Consider the following 23,589-nt stretch of genomic DNA (forward strand, 5'->3'; position numbering starts at 1 on the left):
AGTCTGGTCTGGAAGGGATTGCAGGGCAGCTACGCTTCCCTGAAAGAGGATGTAAAAGCGAAATATGGCGTGGAGCTTACGAAGATTGGCTCAATCGGAATCAGCGCCATGATGCACGGTTATCTGGTTTTTGATAAGGATGGAAAGCAGCTGGTACCCTTCCGCACCTGGAGAAACACCATCACCGGCGAGGCTTCCAAGAAACTTACCGAATTGTTCCGGTACAACATTCCCCAGAGATGGAGCATCGCCCACCTGTATCAGGCCATGCTGAAGGGCGAGGAGCATGTGCCGGAGATTGACTTCATGACTACTCTGGCGGGCTACATCCACTGGCAGCTGACCGGCGAAAAGACCCTGGGCGTGGGCGAGGCTTCCGGCATGTTCCCCATTGACACGGCCACCAAGCAGTTTAACGCGGAAATGCTGGATAAGTTCCAGGCGAAGGTTACAGAAAAAGGTTATGGCTGGAATATCCGTGCGATTCTGCCGAAGGTACAAAACGCAGGCGAGGGAGCGGGCGCGCTTACTGCGGAGGGCGCAAAGCTCCTTGACCCGACCGGAGAGCTTGAAAGCGGTATTCCCATGTGTCCGCCCGAGGGAGACGCAGGCACCGGTATGGTGGCCACCAACAGCGTAGCCCAGAGAACCGGAAATGTATCTGCGGGAACCTCTGTATTTGCCATGATCGTGTTGGAGCATGAGCTGAAGAAGGTACATCCGGAGATTGACCTGGTGACCACTCCGGACGGCAGCCTGGTGGGTATGGTACACTGCAACAACTGTACTTCCGACCTGAACGCATGGGTAGGCCTTTTCAAAGAATTTGCCGAGAGCTTCGGCATGAAGGTAGATATGAACGAGCTCTTTGGAACCCTGTACCGTAAGGCCCTGGAGGCAGATAAGGACTGTGGCGGCCTGCTGGCATACAACTATTTCTCCGGAGAGCATCTGACCGGCTTTGAAGAAGGAAGACCGCTCTTTGTCCGCACCCCGAACGCCAAGTTTAACTTGGCTAACTTCATGCGGGTACATCTTTACACCGCCCTGGGCGCGCTGAAGACCGGACTGGATATCCTGTTCAAGGAAGAGGGTGTAGAGGCGGACGAGGTCATGGGGCACGGCGGACTCTTTAAGACAAAAGGCGTAGGCCAGAGCATTATGGCGGCAGCCATGGACGTACCGGTGACTGTCATGGAAACTGCAGGCGAGGGCGGCGCATGGGGCATCGCGCTGTTGGCAGCTTACATGAAGGAGAAGAAGGAGGGCGAGAGTCTGGGCGATTACCTGAACAACCGGGTATTTGCAGGCGAGAAGGGCGAGACCCTGGCGCCGGATCCGGAGGACGTAAAGGGCTTCGAACAGTTCCTGGTACGCTACACCGAGGGCCTGGCCATCGAGCATGCGGCGGTGGATCATCTGAAATAAGAAAAAATCTGAAAAGGAAAAAATTTACAACGAAAAAGAGGAGACTGCAGGAGCGGCTCCTCTTTTTCAGAATTGCAGGAAATGAGGGGTGACAGGCGTGTTGAAAGTATTTCTGGTAGAAGACGAGGTCATCATGCGGGAGGGCATCAAAAATAACATCGACTGGGAGAAGGAGGGCTTTTCCTTCGTGGGGGAGGCAAGCGACGGCGAGCTGGCCTACCCGCTGATCCAGAAGACCCGGCCAGATATCCTGATTACCGATATCAAGATGCCTTTTATGGACGGTCTGGAGCTGAGCCGTCTGGTGAAGCAGGAGATGCCGGAGATCAAGATCATGATCTTAAGCGGCTACGATGAATTTGAATACGCCAAGGAGGCCATCAGCATCGGCATTACCGATTATTTGGTGAAGCCCTTATCCGGCGCGCAGCTTCTGGAGGCTGTGAAGCGGGTGGGCGAGAAGGTGAAGGAGGAACAAAGACAGAGAAAATTCTTGGAAACTTTTGAGCGGGAGCGTCAGGAAAATCTGCAGCTGGAACGCCAGAAATTTTTCCGGAAGCTGGTGGGCGGCAGTCAGCCGGTTTCCGCGCTTCTGAAGGAGGGCCGGGAGCTTGGCATGGATCTGGCGGCCAACGGCTACAATATCCTGCTGTTTCAGGTCTTTGCGGATGGCCAGACGGAAGGCTACTCAGAGGAGCAGAACCGGGTGACCCGGGATATGGAGGAGCTGGTGGAGACTATGCCGGAGGTCCTGATGATTGAACGGGGCCTGGAGGGCTGGGCGTTCATCCTGAAGGAGACCGGACAGCGTACTATGGAGGAGCTGGAGGAGCGTTTCTCCGGAATGCTTCGGACTGCGCTGGAGGCCCAGGAAGAGCTGGAATATTTCGGCGGTATCGGAAATGGCGTAAAACGCTTAAGCGAATTGAAATACAGCTACCGTTCTGCCAGCAAGGCCTTTGCCTACCGGTATCTGAAAAAGCGCAATCAGATCGTAAAAAGCGGCGGAGAGACGGAAAGCGGGCCAATGGATCAGGAGCTTGCCTTAAGCGATCTGAATATGGATCGTCTGGATCGGAGAGCGATCGAGCGTTTCCTGAAAACCGGACTTACGGACGACGCCGAGCATTTCCTGGAGGATTATCTGACGAGCCTGGGCGAGAAGAATATCCAGTCCCTGATGTTCCGCCAGTATGTGATCATGGATATCTATTTCGCAGCGGCCAGACTTCTGGAGGAGCTGGGGATCGGATCCGGCGAGCTGGCAGACCGGTGCGGGGATTTTCAGAAAATGCCGGAGCTCTTCAGCTCCCTGGAAGCGTCCAGAGCCTATCTTCAGAAGGTACTGGAGACGGCCATCTCCCTGAAGGAGGGTCAGACTCAGAAGAAATACAGCTCGCTTTTAAAGGACGCGCGGACCTATATCGGGGAGCATTACGACGAGGAGGATATCTCTTTGAATACGGTGGCGGCTTCAGTGAACTTAAGTCCGAACCACTTCAGCACCATTTTCAGTCAGGAGACCGGCCAGACGTTTATCGAGTACCTGACCGGGGTGCGGATGGAGCATGCCAAGGGGCTTCTGCGCAGCACGGCCATGAAGACGGCGGAGATCGCCTTCGCGGTGGGCTACAAGGATCCCCATTATTTCAGCTACCTGTTCAAGAAGACCCAGGAATGCACGCCCCGGGAATTCCGCTCGGGCGCGCGGGAAAAAGCGGAGGATAAGGAATGAAGAAACGGGACGCGTCCATACAGAGCCGGCTGAATATGCTTCTGATCGTCTGCCTGATTCCGCTTACGGTGATGATTCTCTACCTGGTCATCATGATTCAGCGGTTTTCCGCCCGGTACGACAAAGTAGTGGAAAATATTACCGAGGCCAACGCCTATAACATCGACTTCAAGGAAGAGATGGACTACCAGATGTACATCATCGTGGCCAATTCTGAGCGGGCGGAGGAGCTCATCGATATCGACGGGCCGGAAAAACTGATTACCGAGGCACGGACCGTATTTACCGGGCTCTATGATTCGGCCTCGGAGGAATTCGCCGGGCAGCGGTTGCAGCGTATCTTGCGAAGTCTCAATATTCTGGAGGATCGGGTGCTGGAGATCGAGGCGGACGCGAAGGTCAGCGGCAATTATGACAAAAATATGGAGAGTCTGGATCTGAACATCCGCGTCCTGACGGAGCTGATTCAGGAGCAGATCCAGGAATACATTTATTACGAGACAACCCATCTGGAGGCCATTCGCGAGGGCATCCGCTCCGATGTGGACAACGCCATTCGCATGAGCAGTATCATTTTCATCCTGATTCTGTTCGGCGCTTATTTCATCAGCCGGAAAATCATGCAGCGGATCACGGAGCCCATCGCGGAACTCTGCGCGGTGACCCGCAAGGCTGCGGGCGGAGATTTTTCCGTGCGGGCCCCGGAGAAGAGCGAGGGCGAGATCGCGGTGCTGAACGACAGCTTCAACCAGATGATTGAGAAAATCGGTCAGCTGGTGGAGGATATCCGTGTGGAGCAGCTGAACCTGCGGGCCACGGAGCTGAAGCTTCTGCAGGCCCAGATCAATCCCCATTTCCTCTATAATACCCTGGACACCATTATCTGGCTGGCGGAGGCGGGGCGAAAAGAAGAGGTAGTTATGATGGTGACTACACTTTCTGACTTCTTCCGGACCACCTTAAGCAAGGGCCGGGATTACATCAGTGTCAAGGAGGAGGAAGCCCATATTCGAAGCTACCTGCAGATTCAGCAGTTCCGCTACCGGGATATCCTGGAGTATACCATCGAGATTCCGGAGGATCTCTATGATTATCCGATTCTGAAGCTGACCCTGCAGCCCCTGGTGGAAAATGCCCTCTACCACGGCATCAAGAACAAGCGGGGTCTGGGCCATATCCGGGTGAGCGGCCGCAAGGAAGGCGAGGTCTTGCGTTTTGCGGTGCAGGACGACGGCCGGGGCATGACGGCGGAGGAGCTTACGAAGGTGCGAAAGGGACTGGAGAGCGAAGAGAAAGCCGATGCGGCCGATCCGTCCGGCTTCGGACTGCAGAATGTGGCCCAGCGGATGCGACTGAATTACGGTCCAGAGTACGGCATTGTTATAAAAAGTACCTTCGGAGAGGGCACGGAAATGACGGTTACGATCCCTGCCGTAAAAAAATAAACTCTTTTCGAAAAAAATTCAACTTTATACGGACGCTTTTGGAAAATCAGTAAAAAACCAAACTATTTTCCGAAGGAAGTCCGTATTATTTTGCCCGATTTTCCGGTAAGATAGCATCATCAGCCAAGAGAAAATGGCAAAAGCGAAAAGCAAAATAAAAACAGGGAGGTTTTACAACATGAAAAGAAAAATCGTGAGCGTGCTGATGTGTACAGCAATGGCGGCAACACTTCTGGCAGGATGCGGCGGATCTTCCGCAGAGACCACAACCACAGATACGGCCACTGAGGATACCGCAGACGGAGCAGAAGACACCACAGAGGACGCAGCTCCGGCGGCAGCATCCGGAGAGCTTATCAAGGTCGGCATCATCAATAACGACCCAAACGAGTCCGGTTACCGTACAGCAAATGACAAGGATCTGAAGGCCATGTTCACCGAGGAGAACGGCTATGAGGCATCCTTCGCTTACAGCTTAAAGAACGACGAGCAGATTACCGCAGCCCAGAAGTTCATCCAGGACGGCGTTGATTACCTGCTTCTCTCCGCAGCAGATACCGCAGGCTGGGACAGTGTACTTCAGGACGCACAGGACGCAGGCATCCGCGTTATCCTGTTTGACCGTACCATCGACGCAGACGAGAGCCTGTATGAGGCTTCCATCGTATCCGATATGGACAAAGAGGGCGAGACAGCAGTCAGCTGGTTAAAGGATCAGGGACTGGATGAGTACAACATCATTCACATTCAGGGCGTGATGGGATCTGCTGCTCAGCAGGGACGTACCGGTGCTCTGGACGCAGAAGTAGCTGCAAATGACAGCTGGAGCCTGGTAACCCAGCAGACCGCTGAGTGGAACGCAGAGAAGGCACAGCAGATCGTACAGTCTGTCATCGACTCCGGCCAGAAGTTCAATGTCATCTATGCTGAGAACGACGACATGGCAAAGGGCGCTGTAGCAGCACTTGACAAGGCAAACATCTCCCACGGCGTAGACGGCGATGTCATCGTAATGGGCTTTGACTGCAACCAGTGGGCACTTTCCGAGCTGCTGGCAGGCAACTGGAACTACGACGGACAGTGCAACCCGTTCCAGGCTTCCTACATCGATGAAGTAATTAAGACCATCGAAGGCGGCAGCGAGCCGGCTGAGAAGACCATCATCATGGAGGAGAAAGGCTTCGACGCGAAGACCATCACACAGGATGATGTAGATACCTACGGCATCTAAAATCAAATTTTAAGAGAAGCGCGGCGCAGCCGGTAAGGCAGGAATGCCAGCCCTGCGGCGCGCTTCCTTTATTGCGAAGCATCTGTAAGGAACTGCCGGTGGCAGGTCCTGTAGGTGAAAGCAGGCAAATTATTTGGAGGTGAACGTAAGAGTGGAAGACAACACAGTATTACAGATGCGCAATATACATAAAAGCTTTCCCGGCGTACGAGCCTTACAGGGCGTAGATTTTACTCTGAGAAAGGGCGAAATTCACGCGCTGATGGGAGAAAACGGAGCCGGAAAATCCACGCTGATTAAGGTTCTGACCGGAGTGTATACAAAGGATGAGGGACAGATCTATCTGGACGGACACGAAAAAGAGGTGGTAATCCGCTCGCCCCAAGAGGCGCAAAAGCTTGGAATTAGCCCAGTATATCAGGAGATTACCCTGTGTCCGAACCTCTCTGTCGCCGAAAACATGTATATCGGAAGAACCGAAGGCGTGTACCAGAACTGGCGGAAGATGAACAAGGACGCGGAGAAGCTTTTGAAGTCCCTGGACATCCCGGCCAAAGCGACCCAGCAGCTCTCCAGCTGCTCCATCGCGGTACAGCAGATGATCGCCATCGCCCGGGCCGTGGACACCGACTGTAAGGTCCTGATTCTCGACGAGCCCACATCTTCTCTCGACGAGCAGGAGGTGGAGAAGCTCTTCAAGCTGATGCGGGATCTGCGGGGAAGAGGCGTAGGCATTATCTTCGTCACCCATTTTCTGGATCAGGTATATGAGGTTTGTGACCGCATCACCGTCATGCGGGACGGCTGCCTGGTGGGAGAGTACGAGATCAAAGACCTGCCCCGTGTCCAGCTGGTATCCAAGATGCTGGGTAAGGAGCTGGATGATCTGTCCGATATCCATGGAGAATACAAGACCTATGAGAAGAAAGAGGGAGAGGCGCCCGTCTTCGAAGTGGAACAGCTTCAGAGCGACGTAGGCATCAAGCCCTTCGATTTCTATATTGACAAGGGAGAAGTCAATGGTTTTACCGGCCTTTTGGGATCCGGCCGAAGCGAGTGCGTGCGCGCCATCTTCGGAGCGGATCGTGTACTGGGCGGTAAGGTCAAGAAGGATGGCCGTGCAGTGAAGATTAAGAAGCCTATCGATGCCATGCGGCTGGGCATCGGCTATCTGCCCGAGGATAGAAAGCGAGACGGTATCGTCGGCGACCTGTCCGTACGGGATAATATTATCCTGGCTCAGCAGGTGCTCCGGGGCTTCTTAAAGCCCTACTCCAAGACTGAGGCCGATAAGATAGCGGACGAATATATCAAGCTCTTAAGCATCAAGACCGCGTCGGCGGATACGCCGATCAAGTCCCTGTCCGGTGGTAACCAGCAGAAGGTCATCCTGGCCCGCTGGCTTCTGACCCATCCGGAATACCTGATTCTGGATGAGCCGACCCGTGGTATCGATGTGGGAACCAAGGTGGATATTCAGAAGCTGGTGCTGAAGCTTGCTTCCGAAGGAATGAGCGTAACCTTCATTTCTTCGGAAATGGATGAGATGCTGCGTACCTGCTCCCGTCTGGTGGTTATGCGTGACCGGAAGGTGGTAGGCGAGCTTTCAGGCGAGGATCTGAACCAGACCAGCGTCATGAGTACGATTGCCGGAGGTGACAAGTAATGCAGACAGCAGAACAGAAAAAAGGAAAGAGCGGTTTCCTGAATAACCTGCTTCATCAGCAGATTATCATTCCGCTGGCAGCCCTTTTACTTCTCTTTTTATTTAACCTGATTGTGGATCCGTCTTTCTTCAAGATTACACTGGGCTACAACAGCGCGGGAAATCCGGTTCTTTCGGGCTTCCTGATTACGATTCTGGACAGCGGCTCGGAGCTTGCGATTCTGGCCATCGGTATGACCCTGGTGACAGCGGCCACCGGCGGACAGGACATCAGCGTGGGCGCCACCACAGCCATTGCGGGAAGCGTCCTGCTTCGGGTACTCTGCGGCGGTAATTCCCGTCCCGAGAGTCTGCAGACCCCGATTATCGTAGCTTTTTTGATTGCCTGTGTGGCAGCGATGCTTTTCGGCGCGTTCAACGGCATCCTGGTGGCAGTGTTCAAGATTCAGCCCATGATCGCGACCCTGATTCTCTATACCGCGGGTCGTTCCATCGCAGCCTGGATCAATAACAACGAACTGCCGGTTATCAGCGATCCGACCTTCACCTATTTCGGTGAATTCATCCCGGGCATCCCAATTCCGACGCCCTTCTTCATTGCTGTGGCCTGCATGATTATCGTCAGCCTGGTGCTGAAGTTCACAAACCTGAGATTGTACACCCAGGCAGTGGGTATCAATGAGAACGCTTCCAAGCTGAACGGTCTGAATCCGGTCTTCATCAAGATTCTCTCCTTCGTGATTCTGGGTCTGTGCGTGGGCGTGGTAGGACTTATCAAGGTCAGCCGTATCTCCACCATCAACTACTCCGTTATCGCGAAAGACATCGAGATGGACGCAATTCTGGCGGTGGCCCTGGGCGGCAATGCCTTAAGCGGCGGTAAATTCAACATGATGGCGTCCATCATCGGCGCATACGTAATCCAGTGCCTGACCACGACGCTCTATAAGTTCAATGTACGTTCCGATGCGCTTCCGGCCTACAAGGCAGTGGTTGTCATCCTGCTGGTAGTGGTCAGCGCGCCGGTGGTAAGAGAAAAGTTCAACGCTTTTATGGCGAAACGCAAGATAAAGGAGGCGGTATAAGATGTCTAAAGGATTTGGCAATAAATTCAAAAATATCAGCGACACAAATCTGCTTCTGACCATTACCGTCGTTGTCTTCTTCGTAATGTACATCGGAGCGATCATTTTCCAGGGAGAGGGCTTCTTAAAGCCCCAGACCTTCTTCAACATCCTGAACGCCAACGCGGCATTGATCATTCTGTCCTGCGGTATGAGTCTGGTCATGATTACCGGCGGCATCGATATCTCCGTGGGCGGCGTCACAGCCCTGGTCAGCATGTGCTGCGCGGTCTATCTGGACTATAAGGGTGGAAATGTGGCTATGGCGGCACTGATTGCGTTGGTCATCGGTCTCGGCTTCGGCCTGGTACAGGGCTGGCTCATCGCCTATCTGGACATCCAGCCCTTCATCGTAACCCTGGCAGGCATGTTCTTTGCCAGAGGTATGACCACCATCGTGAATACAAACCCGTTCAACGTGGCCAATGAGGAATTCGTAGCCCTGAAGAATACCCGTGTGATTATCCCGGGTATGGGTTCTGTAAATAAACTGGGAAAATATGTAAATGCTTACGTAGAAATCGGCGTGATTGTGGCCATCCTGGTTGTCATCATCATGTTCTGTGTGTTAAAATGGACAAAACTGGGACGTAATTTCTACGCGGTGGGCGGCAACAGCCAGAGCGCCCTGATGCTGGGCATCAATGTGAAGCGTACCCGTTTCATCGCCCATCTGCTCTGCGGTATCCTGGCAGGTATCGGCGGCTTCGTCTATTTTCTCCATGTAGGATCCGGATCGGCCTCCCACGCCAGCGGCGCGGAGATGAACGCCATCGCTTCGTCGATTATCGGCGGCACCATGCTGACCGGCGGCGTCGGCAATATCATCGGCACCTTCTTCGGCGTGCTGTCCTTAAGTACGATTCAGAACATCGTGTCCTCCGCCGGACTGGACGAGGCATGGTGGACCGGAATCACCGTGGCGGCTATGCTGTGTCTGTTCCTGGTGATCCAGAGCGTAGTTATGTCCGTGAGAAAAAAAGGTATGTAACTGTTCAATCAGCCTGAAGCACTTGCTGCTGAAGGCGTAAGAAAGTGATTCAAGAGTGCAAAATCCCATCGGCGAAGCCGATTTTCATGGATTTTGCATTGTAACTGGTCAGGTACTGAACAGTTACAAAAGCATAAGGTTGTGAAAAATATGAGGAAAATAGTCGTTGGAATCGGCGTGCTTCTCTGCCTGGGGCTGTGGCTGGCGAGCTGCGGCGGCAGGCCGGAGGAGAGCACAGAGGGATATCTACAGGAGGAAGAACCGGCCCGTGACAGTAACGCCATTGTGGTGGGGCTCTCCCAGGTGGGTTCGGAATCGGACTGGCGCATCGCCAATACGGAGTCCATCAAGAATACCTTCACCGAGAAAAACGGCTATTTTCTGATCTTCGACGACGCCCAGCAGAAGCAGGAAAATCAACTGAAAGCCATGCGGAATTTTATCCTGCAGGATGTGGATTACATCATCCTGGATCCCATCGTGGAGACCGGCTGGGATGCGGTGCTGGAGGAGGCGAAGGCCGCCGGGATTCCGGTCATCATCATGGACCGGAAGGTGGAGACCGAGGATGACAGCCTGTACACCTGCTGGGTGGGCAGTGATTTTGAAGAACAGGGCCGTCGGGCCGGAGAGTGGCTGGCGGACTATCTGGAGGCACAGTGACGCGGCGATGAAGAGATTCGGATGGTGACTCTGCAGGGGAATTTAGGAAGCACCGCCCAGATAGGCCGGACCGAGGGCTTTGGCCAGATTCTGGAAGAGCATCCGAACTGGGAAATGCTGGAACGTCGGGACGGCGATTTTACCCAGACCCGCGGCCAGGAGGTCATGACGGACTTTTTACATACCTATTCCGATATCGACGTGGTGATCAGTGAAAACGACAATATGACCTTCGGTGCCATCGAAGCCATCCAGGAAGCGGGACTTACCTGCGGCCCGGAGGGCGACATCATCATCCTGTCTTTCGACGCGGCCCGGGCGGCGCTCCAGGCCATGATAGACGGCAAGCTGAATGTGGATTTTGAGTGTAATCCGGTGCTGGGTTCCATGGTTTCCGAGGTGATTCAGAAGCTGGAGCAGGGGGAGACCGTGGAGAAATATCAGTATGTGGAGGAGACGTACTTTGATCCGACGATGGAGCTGGAGACGTTGATTCAGGAGCGGACCTATTAATTCAGATAGAGTTTGAGAAAGGGAGCGCTGCGGCAGCAGGCTCCCTTTTGGCGACTTTTGATGCGGGAGAAATATAGGCTTGCCATTCAGATACTTTTTCGCTATAATTGAATAAAATGTCCGCTTAGTGTAGATATCCGTTGTTCGGAAGCGGACGCCGAGGAGGATATGAGAAAATGAAGAAAGACGATGTGCTGGTAGATGAGAAATTTAACAAGCTGGTAGAATACAGCAGCCGTTCCGGAAAAATCGACGTGCGGCTGTATGCGGATTATGATGTGAAACGGGGTCTGCGTGATTCCGGCGGAAAAGGTGTCCTGACCGGACTGACGGAGATTTCCGATGTGGTTTCCTTCGGCTATATCGATGGAGAGCGGGTTCCCATCGACGGCGAACTGTACTTCCAGGGCGTCAATGTGGAGGATCTGATCCGGGGCGAGGCCAACCGCCGGTTTGCCTTCGAGGAGGCAACCTATCTGTTATTGTTCGGAAAGCTGCCCACCAGACAGCAGCTTCGTGAATTCATTGATTTGATCGGCATCTACCGGGAGCTTCCGGAGACCTTTGTCCGCGATGTTATCATGAAGGCACCCAGTTCCAATATGATGAATACCCTGCAGAAATGCGTGCTGACCATGTATTCCTATGATCAGAACCCGGAGGATATCTCCATCCACAATATCCTGAAACAGTCTCTGCAGCTGATTGCCCAGTTCCCGCTGTATTCTGTATACGGTTACCATGCATACCGTCATTATCATCTGAATAAGAGCCTGATCATCCGCAACCCGAAACCGGAGCTTTCTACTGCGGAGAATATCCTGCGTCTGCTCCGGAAGGACGGCCAATATACGGAGCTGGAGGCAAAGGTGCTGGATGTGGCCCTGGTGTTGCATGCAGAGCACGGCGGTGGTAATAACTCTACCTTTACGACCCACGTTGTTTCTTCCACCGGCACCGATACCTATTCCGCAGTGGCGGCGTCCCTCGGTTCCCTGAAAGGTCCCAAGCACGGCGGCGCGAACCTGAAGGTGCAGGAGATGTTCAAGGATATCAAGGCCCATGTGACCAACTGGCGGGATGAGACGATGATTGAGTCTTATTTGCAGCGGATTCTCCGAAAAGAAGCCTTTGACCGGGCAGGCCTTATCTATGGTATGGGGCACGCGGTCTACACAGAGTCTGATCCCCGTGCGGTGATTCTGAAGGAGTACGCGAGAAAGCTGTCCGAGGAGAAGGGCCTGGAGGAGGAGTTTAACCTCTACGAGCGCGTGGAGCGTATCGCAGGCGACTGCCTCATGTCAGGCCGCAGACTCTTAAAGCCTGTCTGCGCGAATGTGGACTTCTACAGCGGCTTTGTATACAGCATGCTGGGTTTGCCGGAAGAACTGTTTACCCCGATCTTCGCGATTTCCCGTATCTCCGGATGGAGCGCGCATCGAATCGAGGAAATCGTCAATGCGGGCAAGATTATCCGTCCGGCTTACAAGTATGTGGGGCACCATGTGCCTTATCTCGATCTGGATGAGCGGGAGAGCGCTTATGCGGAGGAAGAAGAGAATAAAGAAAAATAGATTATAGGCTGTGTACAGCCGTAACAAATAAATAGTGCTTCGGAAACACGCAGATTTTCCGAAGCACTATTTATTTGTTACGGCTGAGATGAAGGTTATTGAGAAATACAATAAAATGTAGAGGTCTATCTCGGCTGAGATAAGGGGGATAAAAAGGCGAAGTGCATAAAAGTGCGGATTGATAATTGTGATATTTGTTAATTGACAGAAAACAGATTCGGAACGTATAATGTAGTCAATGAATGAAGCGCTTCATTTTTGGAGGTGATAAGAGGTATGGCATCCTATAAGCAGATAGCGGAACGGACCGGACTATCATTTGGAACAATTTCTAATGTTTTGAATGGAAAAGGATCTGTGAAAGAAGAGAATGTTAAAAAGGTATATGAAGCTATTGAGGAGTTGGATTACCGTCCAAATTATCAGGCGAAGGCACTCGCTTCAGACAGTGCGAAGCTTTTGGGTGTTATTGTTCCTTCCATTAACGATGTGAGAGAGACAGAAGTGTTCAGTTATATGGAAGAGTTTGCAAGATTGAGGGGATATCGGATTATGCTTTCCACTTCGCATAATTCAGCGAAAGAGGAAAAAAATCAGTGTGAGATAATGCTGAGCAGTCAGGTAGATTGCCTGTTTATTATGCCTTATTCCTCAGAAAATAAGGAATATTTCCGTCGACTTTCGGAACAGATGCGCGACCGGATTATTTTCATTAACCGATATCTGGAGGATGTGGATATTCCATTTACAGTTGTGGACAATGATTACGCGGCTATGGAAATGATTCAGTATATTTATAAGATGGGACATCGCAGGGTTACATTCCTGGATTTGAAGGATAGAGGGATTTCTTCTGTTCGGGATCGCCGGAAGGGTATTATCCGATGGTCTGCGGAAATGAATATGGAATGTGAAGTTAAGGAGATAGAGAGCACGCTCGAAGACGAGGTAATGATTGGTTACCAGTACGCAGAACAGGCGATTCGGAATCAGGAGCTTCCAAAGGTCATTCTTGCAAGGGATGACGCTATGGCAATTGGAGTTTACAGCGCCTGTATGCAGTATCAGGTAAGTGTACCCGAAACGGTGTCGATTGTAGGCTTTGGAAAGTATTATTCTGATTATATGACACCGAAGAAGCTAACGACATTTAACCGAGATTTTAAAAGTCTGCTGAAGCAGGCGACGGATATGTTTCTGGCGATTACGAATGGTGAGACAGAGCACATACAGAGAAAAAATTTTATAAAAGGATATATGGAAAATGGAGCAACCGTTCAGAAAGTATAAAATTTTCGCTTCAAAAATGAAGCGCTTCATTTTTGAAATATGAAAAAGAAAGGGAGGATAGAGGTAATTAAAACAGAAGGTACTAAAAACAGAGTAGCAAAAAGGATTGAAAAGTAAAAGAAATGTATGGAGGTAGGAAAATGAAAAAGGCACTCGTATTTTTAATGACAGCCGTGATGGCACTGAATGTCTGTGCATGTGGCGGCAAGGCAGAAACAGCAAAACAGGAGACAGCAGAAGAAAAAACAGTTGAGGAAGAAGCGGCAGTAGATACAGCTGCTCAGGAAGAGGAGGCATTTAAGCCGGAAAAGGATATCTCTTTTATCGTTGGCTTTGACGCAGGTGGAACAGCAGATATCCCGGCAAGAATTGTCGCGAAATATATGTCAAAATATGCGGGCGTAAATGTGGTAGTCAGCAACATTACCGGTTCAGGAGGACAGGTAGCGGCAGAACAGGTAAAAGCGATGGATCCGGATGGTTACACCTTGCTGCATGTTCCGGTAGGATATTATCTGCAGGCAGCGCTTGGTAACGCTGATTTTACGTATGAGGACTTTACTCCGGTCACAATGTGGTGCGATTCCTGGGTAGCGTTGGCGGTTAAAGCAGATTCACCATACGAAACCTACGAAGATTTTATTTCTGCAGCTAAGGATAATCCACAAAGCATCCGTATGGGTACCGTGTCAGGAACGCTTCCGCAGCTGGCAGCACTGGCAATACAGAAAAAAGAAGATGTTGCTTTTAAGATGACAGATCTTGGAGTAAATAATAAAGCGACGGAATTGATGAGCGGACGAATTGATGCCTACATTGATGGTGTAGGACAGTTATCCCAGTATGTGAAGTCCGGTGACTTCCGTTTGCTGATGGCATTTGCTAAAGATGATACAGTAATTCCCGGATTTGAAGATCTGCCGTCAGCGGAGAGCCTGGGATATACAGACTTTGATTATCTGCTTCAGTCCTTTGGAATGTGGATGCCCAAGGGAACAGATGAAAAGATTGTACAGTACTATGCAGATTTGATTAAAACCTGTTCGGAAGACCCGGAGTGTATAAAGGAACTGAATGCGTTGGGATATGGAGCACGCAGTGAAGACCCGGAAAATTACGTAAACATCTGTGAGAAAGTACAGACAAAGACCAATGAGGCGGTTGCAGATATTTTAAATTAACCGTATTCATACAGAAGATGGAGGACTGGCATGGGAGAATTAGTGTTTTTGGCGTTGCTTTTAGCAGTGTGTACTCTGTTTTACGGAATGAGTTTTGACTTTAAAACCAGTATTCTGGATACTTCTGGCGGGGCCGCTTTGTGGCCCCGGATTGTAATTATTTTTTTGGTTATGATTATCATAATCCGTGGAATTCAGGTAATAAAGGAGAGGGACAGAAAGCAATTTGTGTTTAAAGAACTGTTTCAGGGAAGCAGGCTGTTTTTTCTTCTCTCCCTGTTTGGATATGTGATTCTGTTCCGATATGCAGGATATCTTATTTCTACGATGCTGTTTCTGCTGATTACGATGAATATATTTTATAAAATTACAAGAGATAATTTCGGAAGTATGCGCTCTATTATAGTCAGAAATGGGGTTGCTGTTGCGTTTGTATTTGGATGTAATTTCTTTTTTGCGGAAGTTGTTCATATAGCACTGCCGCAGGGAGCAATTTGGTCTGCATTGTTAGGTTGAGAGGAGGAGTAAAATATGTTTGTTGAGGTTTTACAGAATGTATTGAACCCTTCCAGTCTGCTTTTGATTTTGACGGGCGTTGTGTTGGGCAATATTTTCGGAGCAATTCCGGGCTTGAATACGCCGATTGCGATAGCGTTGGTGCTTCCGATTACGATGATTATGGATCCGGTTCCATCGGTATGTATTCTGATGGGAATCTATATGGGCGGCGTTTCGGGAGGACTAATATCTGCAGTATTGTTGAAGATACCCGGAACGGCAGCAGCGGTGGCGACTGTTTTTGACGGGTATCCGATGGCAGAAAGAGGAGAAGGAACAAGAGCGCTGACGATAGGTGCGTTCGCAAGCTTTTTTGGAGGTATTTTCAGCTCCGTTATGCTGCTGATCCTTGCGCCGCTTTTGTCAAAAATTGCGCTTACATTTGGACCGTGGGAATACTTTGGAGCGAGTATCCTTGCCTTATCACTGGTTACGGTTCTGGCAAAGGGAAATATGATTAAGGGCTGTATTTCTCTGGGAATCGGTCTGTTGGCCTGCTGCGTAGGTCAAAGTCCCATCGACGGCGTTGCATACAGATATTCCTTCGGAAGCATGTATCTGAGAAATGGTTTTGCTTTGGTAGCAGTGGTAATCGGTGTGTTCGCACTTCCGGAGATTATAAATAATGCGGCGAGACTGAAGGAAATTCCGGTAGTAAATAAAGTGGAAAAGAAATTTTTTCATATGTTGGATTTCCAAAGTATAAAAAAGAATATCCGAACGCTGCTTCGTTCATCTGTTATCGGAACGGTGATAGGAATTCTTCCGGGATTAGGTGGAGGACCGGCAGCATTGGTATCTTATGCTGCTGCAAAAAAAGCTTCTAAAACGCCGGAAGAATTTGGAAAAGGCTGCGAGGAGGGAGTTTTTGCTTCGGAGACTGCTAATAACGCGACAACTGGTGGAGCGCTGATACCGCTGTTATCACTTTCTGTACCGGGAGACACTGCTACCGCAGTTATGATGGGTGCATTGGTAGTTCAGGGAATCGCTCTGGGGCCTAAATTGAGTATCGATCAACCGGTATTATTCCGGACCATCATTTTGGCAGTTTTCGTAGCGAACATTTTTATGTTCCTTTATCAGGCGTCTACATTAGGATTAATGGCGAAAATTCTTCAGGTACCTAAAATGTATTTAATGCCATATATTGCAGTCTTCTGCATTACCGGAATATTCTGTCTGAATTCCAATGCGTTTGATTTGTATTATACAATGGGCTTTCTTGTGCTGGGCTATATACTTGACAAAAACGGTTATCCAATTGCCCCGTTGATTCTGGGAATGATTCTGGGCAAAAATGTAGAGGAAAATCTGCGCCGTGCGATTGTATATTATGAAAGCTTCGGTAAATGTGTATTTCGGATGTCGGTGGGAACTGTTTTATTTGCAATTGCTGTAGCGGTTCCAGTTGTAGTACTCGTAAAAGAGGCGAGACGCATACAAAAAGAAAAGATGACGCGGAGATAGAAAAGGAGATACGAATATGCGGGCAATAATGGTTATGTTTGATTCGCTGAATCGCCGCTTTTTAGAGCCGTATGGGTGTGATTTTAATAAAACACCGAATTTCAGCCGACTGGCAGAAAAAACGGCCTGTTTTGATAATTTTTATGTGGGAAGCCTGCCGTGTATGCCTGCGCGCAGGGATTTACATACCGGGCGATACAGCTTCCTGCATAGAAGCTGGGGACCGATGGAGCCCTTTGATAATTCCATGCCGCAGATTTTAAAAGAGCATGGAATTTTTACCAGACTGGTCAGTGACCATGGACATTATTGGGAAGCCGGGGGCTGTACCTACCATACAATGTATTCCAGCTGGGAATGCAAGAGAGGGCAGGAAGCGGATCCGTGGGCACTTCGCACGGACGAACCGCAAATTCCGGAGCATGTGCCTACCATGAGGGAGTTTACCCATCCAGAATGGTGGCGGAACAACTGGTGTAATCGGGAATTGTACCGTCAACGGGGAACATGGCCTATGGACAGTGTGTTTGACGATGGACTTGAATTTTTAAAGCTGAATGAAAAGCATGATAACTGGTTTTTGCAGATAGAGACCTTTTCACCACATGAACCCTTTGATGTTCAGGAGGAAAGCGATCCGGAATATAAAGGACCTCATTTTGACTGGCCTCCCTATGCTCCGGTAACGGAGACAAAGGAACAGGTTGAGCATATACGAAAAAGATATGCAGCAGTCTTATCACAATGCGACAGAAATTTAGGAAGAGTACTTGACTTTATGGATGAGCATGATATGTGGAAAGATACCATGCTGATTGTGAACACAGATCATGGATTCCTGTTAGGTGAAAAAGACTGGTGGGCAAAATCGGTAATGCCGTGTTATAATGAACTGGCAAATATTCCGTTTTTTATATGGAATCCGAAAACTCCGGTTCAGGGTGAGAGAAGAAAGGCGTTGTGTCAGACAATAGATATACCAGTGACCCTGTTAGACTTTTTCGACATTCCGGCTGAACAGGAAATGCAGGGAAAATCTTTAAATTCTGTATTGAAATCGGATGAAAAGCTTCGAGATTATGCTTTGTTTGGTTTTCATGGTTCTTTCGTAAATATTACAGATGGAAGATATCTCTATATGCGGGCTTCTGCCTCTATAGGAAATACGCCGCTAAACGAATATACCCTGATGCCTGCGCACCAGGAAAATCTGTTTACGCCAAAGGAATTAAAAGAAATTGAAATATGCGGCCCGCTCTCTTTTACAAAAGGGGCGTGTCTCATGAAGATTCCTGTTCAGAGCAGACTGGCGAATGCAACTTTTTGTAATTCTTTCCAGTATGGAAATCTGTTATTTGATTTGCAGGAGGATCCGGAACAGCTTTGTCCCTTGGATGATGCAGAACTGGAGGCAAGAATGATCCGGGCATTAATCGCTAAGATGCAGGAAAGTGATGCGCCGGATGAGCAATATGAACGCTTGGGGCTTCAAAAAGATGTTGTGTATAGCCCGGAACTTGTATTAAGCGAACGAGCGAAAAGACCGGGTTTTGAGAGTTTTCCCGTTACGAAGGACTATCAGTGGGAACCAGACGCTAAGCATATTTTCATAGGAATGCTTTCGTTAATAGGGGAAGAACGTCTGGAAGAATATTTTTCAGCATTAAGGGATGTAATGGAACAGACAGGAGACAGCATTGTAAAACGGAAGCATTTTGAGATGCTTGCAAAAAAATTCTATTCAAAAGATGAAGGAAAAATTTTTTATTTTATTAACAAATTAGCAAGAATTCGATAAGAGATAAAAGAGGTAAAAAATGCCGCCTGTTCATATTATGATAAAACCGGTATCCGGATTATGCAATATGCGGTGTTCCTATTGCTTTTATGCAGATGAAATGGAACACCGCAGCGATAACATGTGTAAAAAAATGTCAGAAACGACGCTGGAAAATGTTATAAGGAAAAGTCTGGAATTTGCGGACGGTTCCTGTACATTTGCTTTTCAGGGAGGAGAACCCACCCTGGCCGGACTGGACTTTTATCAAAAACTTTTGGAAATTGAGGAAAAATACAATGCAAAAAAGGTAAAAATCGAACATGCGTTGCAGACGAATGGCTATGCCCTGGATGATAAATGGTGTCATTTCTTTGCGGAAAACAATTTCCTGGTGGGATTATCCGTGGATGGTATCAAAGCAACACATGATGCTTTTCGAAAAGACGCAAGCGGAAATGACACCTATTATCATGTGTTGGAAAAGGCAGAGTGTTTAAAAAAGGCAGGGGTACAATTTAATGTACTGACCGTTGTGAACAGCAAAACAGCCCCTAAAATTCGACGCATTTATGAACAGTACAGAAAGCTGGGATTTTGTTGGCAGCAGTATATAGCCTGCCTGGATCCCATAGGAAAACTTCAAGGAGAAAAGGAGTTTTCCTTAACGCCGGAATTATACGGGAACTTTTTAATTGAATTGTTTGAATTATGGGAAATTGATTTGAAACAGGGAAAACAGCCCTATATCCGTCAGTTCGAAAATTATATTTCTATCTTGCTGGGCTATATGCCGGAGGCATGTGAGCAACGGGGAATTTGCAGTTTTCAAAATGTGGTAGAAGCAGATGGAAGTGTATATCCCTGTGATTTCTATGTGCTGGATGAGTACAACTTGGGAAATTTAAACGAAAATAGTTTTGAAGAAATTCAGAAAAAAAGAAATGCAATTCAGTTTGTAGAGAATTCCTGTAATCATTTATCAGAATGCAAAGAATGTGAGTATTTTTTCATATGCAGGGGAGGGTGCCGGAAACACAGAGATAATATGGGAGTGATGGACGGGAAAAACAGATTTTGCCAGTCTTACCGAATGTTTTTTGATGCCTGCTTATCACGGATGGTAGAGATAAGTAAAAGATGCAGATGAGATTGTTTTCATGAAGCAGGTCTGATTTTGTGCATTGAAGCATAGATTACAACAATCGGATAACGCACGGATGTGATACTATGAAAAAATTCCTGTCCCTTCTGGTAGCTCTTATTCTGGCGCTGCAATTTCCGGTGATATCGGCCTGGGCGGAGGAAGCTCCGGCGGATACGCTGGGGATCTCGGCGCCTTCTGCGATCCTGATGGAAGCATCCACCGGTACGGTGGTACTGGAGAAAAACGCTCACGAGCAGCTGCCGCCTGCCAGCGTGACGAAGGTGATGACGCTGTTACTTATTTTTGACGCCATTTCCCAGGGGAAAATCCATCTGGACGATACAGTGACCACCTCGGAGTACGCCGCGTCCATGGGCGGTTCCCAGGTGTTTCTGGAGGCCGGGGAAACCCAGAGCGTGGATACGATGATCAAGTGCATCTCCGTGGCCTCGGCCAATGACGCGTCCGTGGCCATGGCCGAGTATGTGGCCGGGACGGAAAGCCTCTTTGTGGAAATGATGAATGAGCGCGCCAAGAGTCTGGGCATGAATGACACCCATTTCGTCAATTGCTGCGGTCTGGATACAGAGGGGCATGTGACCAGCGCCTACGACATCGCGCTGATGTCCCGGGAGTTGATTACGAAATATCCGCAGATCCATAATTATTCGACCATCTGGATGGAAAATATCACCCACACCACGAAGCGCGGGACAGAAGAGTTCGGATTGACGAACACCAATAAGCTGATTCGCCAGTACCCCTACGCCACCGGCCTGAAAACAGGCTCCACCAGTCTGGCGAAGTTCTGCGTATCAGCCACGGCGGAAAAGGACGGCATCGAACTGATAGCCGTGATTATGGCAGCGCCCGACCCCAAAGGCCGGTTTGCGGACGCCACAGCCCTTCTGAATTATGGCTATGCCAAGTGTACTCTGTACCGGGATACGGACGAACTGCCGCCGGTGACAGTGCCCGTGCGGGGCGGTGTGGAAGAGGAGGCGCAGGGAGAATACGGAGCCCCCTTTTCCTATCTGAGCACCACGGGTCAGGACTTGACCGGAATCGAAAAAAAGTGGTATGCTAAGAGAGAAATCGAGGCTCCGGTAGAGAAAGGACAGCAGATCGGAAGGCTGGTTTATTATCTGGACGGCACGGAGCTTGGAAATGTGGAAATTACAGCGGCGGAAGCGATTGAGCGGGCGGATTACCTGCATTATGTAAAACAGAGTTTCGGCTGCTGGCTTTTGTAAGGAACGGCCCGGAATATGAATTTCCGGGGCGTGAATTGATAAAGATGAAGAAGGGGAGAGGTACAAATGAATTTTCTGATTTTAGACGTGGGAACCTCCAGCATGCGGGGCATCCTGTTCCGTGGCAATGGAGAAATGCTTCATACAGTGCAGAAGACCTATCAGGTCATTACCCTGGATCATGGCTGGGTGGAGCAGAATCCGCTGGATTTTAAGGACCATATGACGGCGATTGTAAAGGAGTCCGCTGCTTGGGCGGGGGAGCATGGAGAGTCCATCGACGCGGTGGCGATTACCTCCCAGCGTTCTTCGGTGATTCCGGTAGATGAGAACGGCAATCACCTGGGCAACGCGCAGATGTGGCAGGATAAGCGTACTGTGCCCATGTGCAGGGCCATGGAGGAGCACCACAGGGAGATCTTCAAGCTCTGCGGTTCCCGGGTCAATCCGGTGTTCTCCGGCGCGAAGATGAAGTGGATGCGGCAGAATCAGCCGGATTTATATGAGAAGGCTTACAAGCTGACCGTGATTCCGGATTATCTGGTGTATCATATGACAGGAGAGTTCGCTACAGACTGGACCTACGGCAGCCGTTCCCTTCTGATGAACCTGAAGACCTGCCAGTGGGACGACCGGCTTCTGGAGCTTTTTGAGGTGGATAAGGAAAAGCTCTGCGAGCTCCACGCGCCGGGCAGCATTCTGGGACGGACCACAAAGGCATTTGCGGAGGAGACAGGACTTGCCGAGGGAACGCCGGTTATCAGCGCAGGCGGCGATCAGCAGTGCGGTATGCTGGGCCAGGGCGTGGTAAAGGACGGCCAGGTATCCCTGACGTTGGGTACGGGCGGCTTCCTTCTGACCACCTGTAAGGAAGTGCCGGAGAACCTGGACTGGGACGTGGTATGCAATGCTTCTTCGGCAGCAGGTAACTATATCCTGGAGGCCAATATGCTGACCTGCACCTCCGCCATGGAGTGGTGCAAGCGAAATTTCTTCCGGGAGGAGACGGACTTTTACGGCAAGCTTGACGATATCCTGAACGGCATTCCGGCGGGCTCCCATGGCTGCATGGCGCTGCCTTATTTCCAGGGACGGTCCACGCCGGACTGGAACAGCGAGGCCACTGCGGAGTTCGCAGGACTGACTCTCGGCACCACGAGAGAGGACATGCTGAAGGCGCTGCTGGAGGGCATCTGCATGGAGATTGGCAATAACATTGCTTCCTTTGAGAAATATGTGCCCCTTCACAGGATTCTCATCAACGGCGGTCTCTCCAAGTGCGAGGCCTTCAACCAGATGCAGGCCGATATTTACGGCAAGCCGGTCATCCGCATGGACAACGCCGAGAGTACTGCCATCGGCGCCCTGATGGTAGCCACCGTCACCATGGGCGAGTACGCCGACGTGGCCGAGGCTTTCGACAAGATCCGCGAGGGTACAGGCTCCAAGGAGTATACGGTAAATGCGGAGAAGCACGCGGTATATGAGGAGCTGCGGGCGAAGATGAATGAGAGATATCAGCGGGAGAACGGGTAAGATACATTACGGTCTCGGATGTGGGGCATGAAAAATTTTCTTGCAGATTGCATTTCCCGGGGAAATATGGTAATCTAACAGCATGTCTGATTTTAAAATTTTTGAATACGAAATAAATACAGCAAAGCTTCCGGCCGGTTCTACTGGGCCGGTCTTTGTTATGCTTGCGGATCTTCATAATTTCAGCTATGGGGAAGGCAATGAGCGGCTGGCTGAGGCGATTTTCGCCCAGGAACCGGACACGGTGCTGGTGGCGGGCGATCTGCCGGTGGGCAGGCCAGGTGCGGATTTCACGCCGGCGCTGGAGCTGATAAGGCGGCTCCGGGAGGGCGGACTTCCGATCTTCTATGGCAACGGCAACCATGAGTACCGCATGCGCCTGCACCCGGAGATCTACGGAAACATGTATACAGAATACACGGCGGCCCTTAGAGAGTACGGCGTGAAGCCTCTGGAAAATGAAAAGGTCTCCTTTTACGCTAAGGGTCTTGACATGGATATCTACGGCTACGAGCTGCCCGAGTTCTATTATAAAAAATTTTGCAGAGCCATTTTCCGTCAGGAGGATCTGGAGAAGGCCATCGGACGCCCCGATCCGACGAAGTTCAATATCCTGCTGGCCCACAACCCCATCTATTTTGACAGCTACGCCTGGTGGGGCGCGGATCTGACCGTATCCGGTCATCTGCACGGCGGTATCATAAGGATTCCGGGCATCGGCGGAATCATCACGCCCCAGGCGAAATTATTTCCCAGGTATGACGCGGGGAAGTTTAAAAAGAATGGAAAGAACCTGGTGGTAAGCCGGGGCCTGGGCACGCATACAGTGAATATACGGATCTTTAATCCGGCAGAGCTGTCGGTGATTCGTCTGAAGGGAGAATAACATGGGCATCCCCGTGAAACTGCCTGCATTTGAGGGTCCCTTGGACCTTCTTCTGCATCTGATAGAAAGCAACAAAATTGATATTTACGATATCCCCATTGTGACCATTACGGATCAGTAT

17 protein-coding genes and 2 pseudogenes are annotated in these 23,589 nt (G+C 50.2%); all 19 read left to right on the top strand.

Annotation, left to right across the window (positions count from 1 at the left end; genetic code table 11):
* The coding region (locus ACTRC3_RS08925) for a xylulokinase (protein ID WP_440322809.1) at positions 1-1,428 on the top strand (1,428 nt) is incomplete at its 5' end.
* A 97-nt stretch (positions 1,429-1,525) separates the two neighbouring features.
* Positions 1,526-3,163, top strand: coding sequence for a response regulator (locus ACTRC3_RS08930; RefSeq protein WP_440322810.1), 1,638 nt, complete (start codon positions 1,526-1,528; stop codon positions 3,161-3,163).
* Positions 3,160-4,608, top strand: a complete 1,449-nt coding sequence (locus ACTRC3_RS08935; RefSeq protein WP_440322811.1) for a sensor histidine kinase — start codon at positions 3,160-3,162, stop codon at positions 4,606-4,608. The genes ACTRC3_RS08930 and ACTRC3_RS08935 overlap by 4 nt, the downstream gene beginning before the upstream one ends.
* Before the next feature lie 178 nt (positions 4,609-4,786).
* Complete coding sequence (locus tag ACTRC3_RS08940) at positions 4,787-5,839, top strand: substrate-binding domain-containing protein (RefSeq protein WP_440322812.1); 1,053 nt, start codon at positions 4,787-4,789, stop codon at positions 5,837-5,839.
* Between the two features lie 175 nt (positions 5,840-6,014).
* Positions 6,015-7,505, top strand: coding sequence for a sugar ABC transporter ATP-binding protein (locus tag ACTRC3_RS08945; protein WP_440322823.1), 1,491 nt, complete (start codon positions 6,015-6,017; stop codon positions 7,503-7,505).
* Positions 7,505-8,590, top strand: coding sequence for an ABC transporter permease (locus ACTRC3_RS08950; RefSeq protein WP_440322813.1), 1,086 nt, complete (start codon positions 7,505-7,507; stop codon positions 8,588-8,590). The genes ACTRC3_RS08945 and ACTRC3_RS08950 overlap by 1 nt, the downstream gene beginning before the upstream one ends.
* A gap of 1 nt (position 8,591) precedes the next feature.
* Positions 8,592-9,620, top strand: coding sequence for an ABC transporter permease subunit (locus tag ACTRC3_RS08955; protein WP_440322814.1), 1,029 nt, complete (start codon positions 8,592-8,594; stop codon positions 9,618-9,620).
* 150 nt (positions 9,621-9,770) lie between these two features.
* Positions 9,771-10,796, top strand: a pseudogene (locus tag ACTRC3_RS08960) (ABC transporter substrate-binding protein).
* A gap of 176 nt (positions 10,797-10,972) precedes the next feature.
* Positions 10,973-12,370, top strand: coding sequence for a citrate/2-methylcitrate synthase (locus ACTRC3_RS08965; protein ID WP_440322815.1), 1,398 nt, complete (start codon positions 10,973-10,975; stop codon positions 12,368-12,370).
* Between the two features lie 276 nt (positions 12,371-12,646).
* Positions 12,647-13,660: a LacI family DNA-binding transcriptional regulator gene (locus ACTRC3_RS08970; RefSeq protein WP_440322816.1), complete on the top strand. Its 1,014-nt coding sequence runs from the start codon at positions 12,647-12,649 to the stop codon at positions 13,658-13,660.
* A 140-nt stretch (positions 13,661-13,800) separates the two neighbouring features.
* Positions 13,801-14,841: a tripartite tricarboxylate transporter substrate binding protein gene (locus ACTRC3_RS08975; RefSeq protein WP_440322817.1), complete on the top strand. Its 1,041-nt coding sequence runs from the start codon at positions 13,801-13,803 to the stop codon at positions 14,839-14,841.
* A gap of 30 nt (positions 14,842-14,871) precedes the next feature.
* Entirely contained in the window at positions 14,872-15,357 is a 486-nt protein-coding gene (locus tag ACTRC3_RS08980; protein ID WP_349164259.1) for a tripartite tricarboxylate transporter TctB family protein, read from the top strand.
* Positions 15,358-15,372: 15 nt separating this feature from the next.
* On the top strand, positions 15,373-16,869 hold the full coding sequence (locus tag ACTRC3_RS08985) for a tripartite tricarboxylate transporter permease (protein WP_440322818.1): 1,497 nt from the start codon (positions 15,373-15,375) through the stop codon (positions 16,867-16,869).
* Positions 16,870-16,885: 16 nt separating this feature from the next.
* A complete protein-coding gene (locus tag ACTRC3_RS08990) occupies positions 16,886-18,667 on the top strand; it encodes a sulfatase (RefSeq protein ID WP_440322819.1) in 1,782 nt (593 codons plus the stop codon).
* Between the two features lie 19 nt (positions 18,668-18,686).
* Complete coding sequence (locus tag ACTRC3_RS08995; RefSeq protein WP_440322820.1) at positions 18,687-19,796, top strand: anaerobic sulfatase maturase; 1,110 nt, start codon at positions 18,687-18,689, stop codon at positions 19,794-19,796.
* 80 nt (positions 19,797-19,876) lie between these two features.
* Positions 19,877-21,046, top strand: coding sequence for a D-alanyl-D-alanine carboxypeptidase family protein (locus tag ACTRC3_RS09000; RefSeq protein ID WP_440322821.1), 1,170 nt, complete (start codon positions 19,877-19,879; stop codon positions 21,044-21,046).
* 66 nt (positions 21,047-21,112) lie between these two features.
* Positions 21,113-22,582, top strand: coding sequence for an FGGY-family carbohydrate kinase (locus ACTRC3_RS09005; RefSeq protein WP_349164255.1), 1,470 nt, complete (start codon positions 21,113-21,115; stop codon positions 22,580-22,582).
* A 160-nt stretch (positions 22,583-22,742) separates the two neighbouring features.
* Positions 22,743-23,468 (top strand): metallophosphoesterase, encoded by a 726-nt coding sequence (locus ACTRC3_RS09010; RefSeq protein WP_440322822.1) that lies wholly within the window; start codon positions 22,743-22,745, stop codon positions 23,466-23,468.
* 1 nt (position 23,469) lies between these two features.
* Positions 23,470-23,589: pseudogene (locus tag ACTRC3_RS09015) on the top strand (segregation/condensation protein A); the annotation flags it as partial.

The organism is Laedolimicola sp. (assembly GCF_051972735.1).
In the GTDB taxonomy this organism is placed as follows: Bacteria; Bacillota; Clostridia; order Lachnospirales; family Lachnospiraceae; genus Laedolimicola; species Laedolimicola intestinihominis.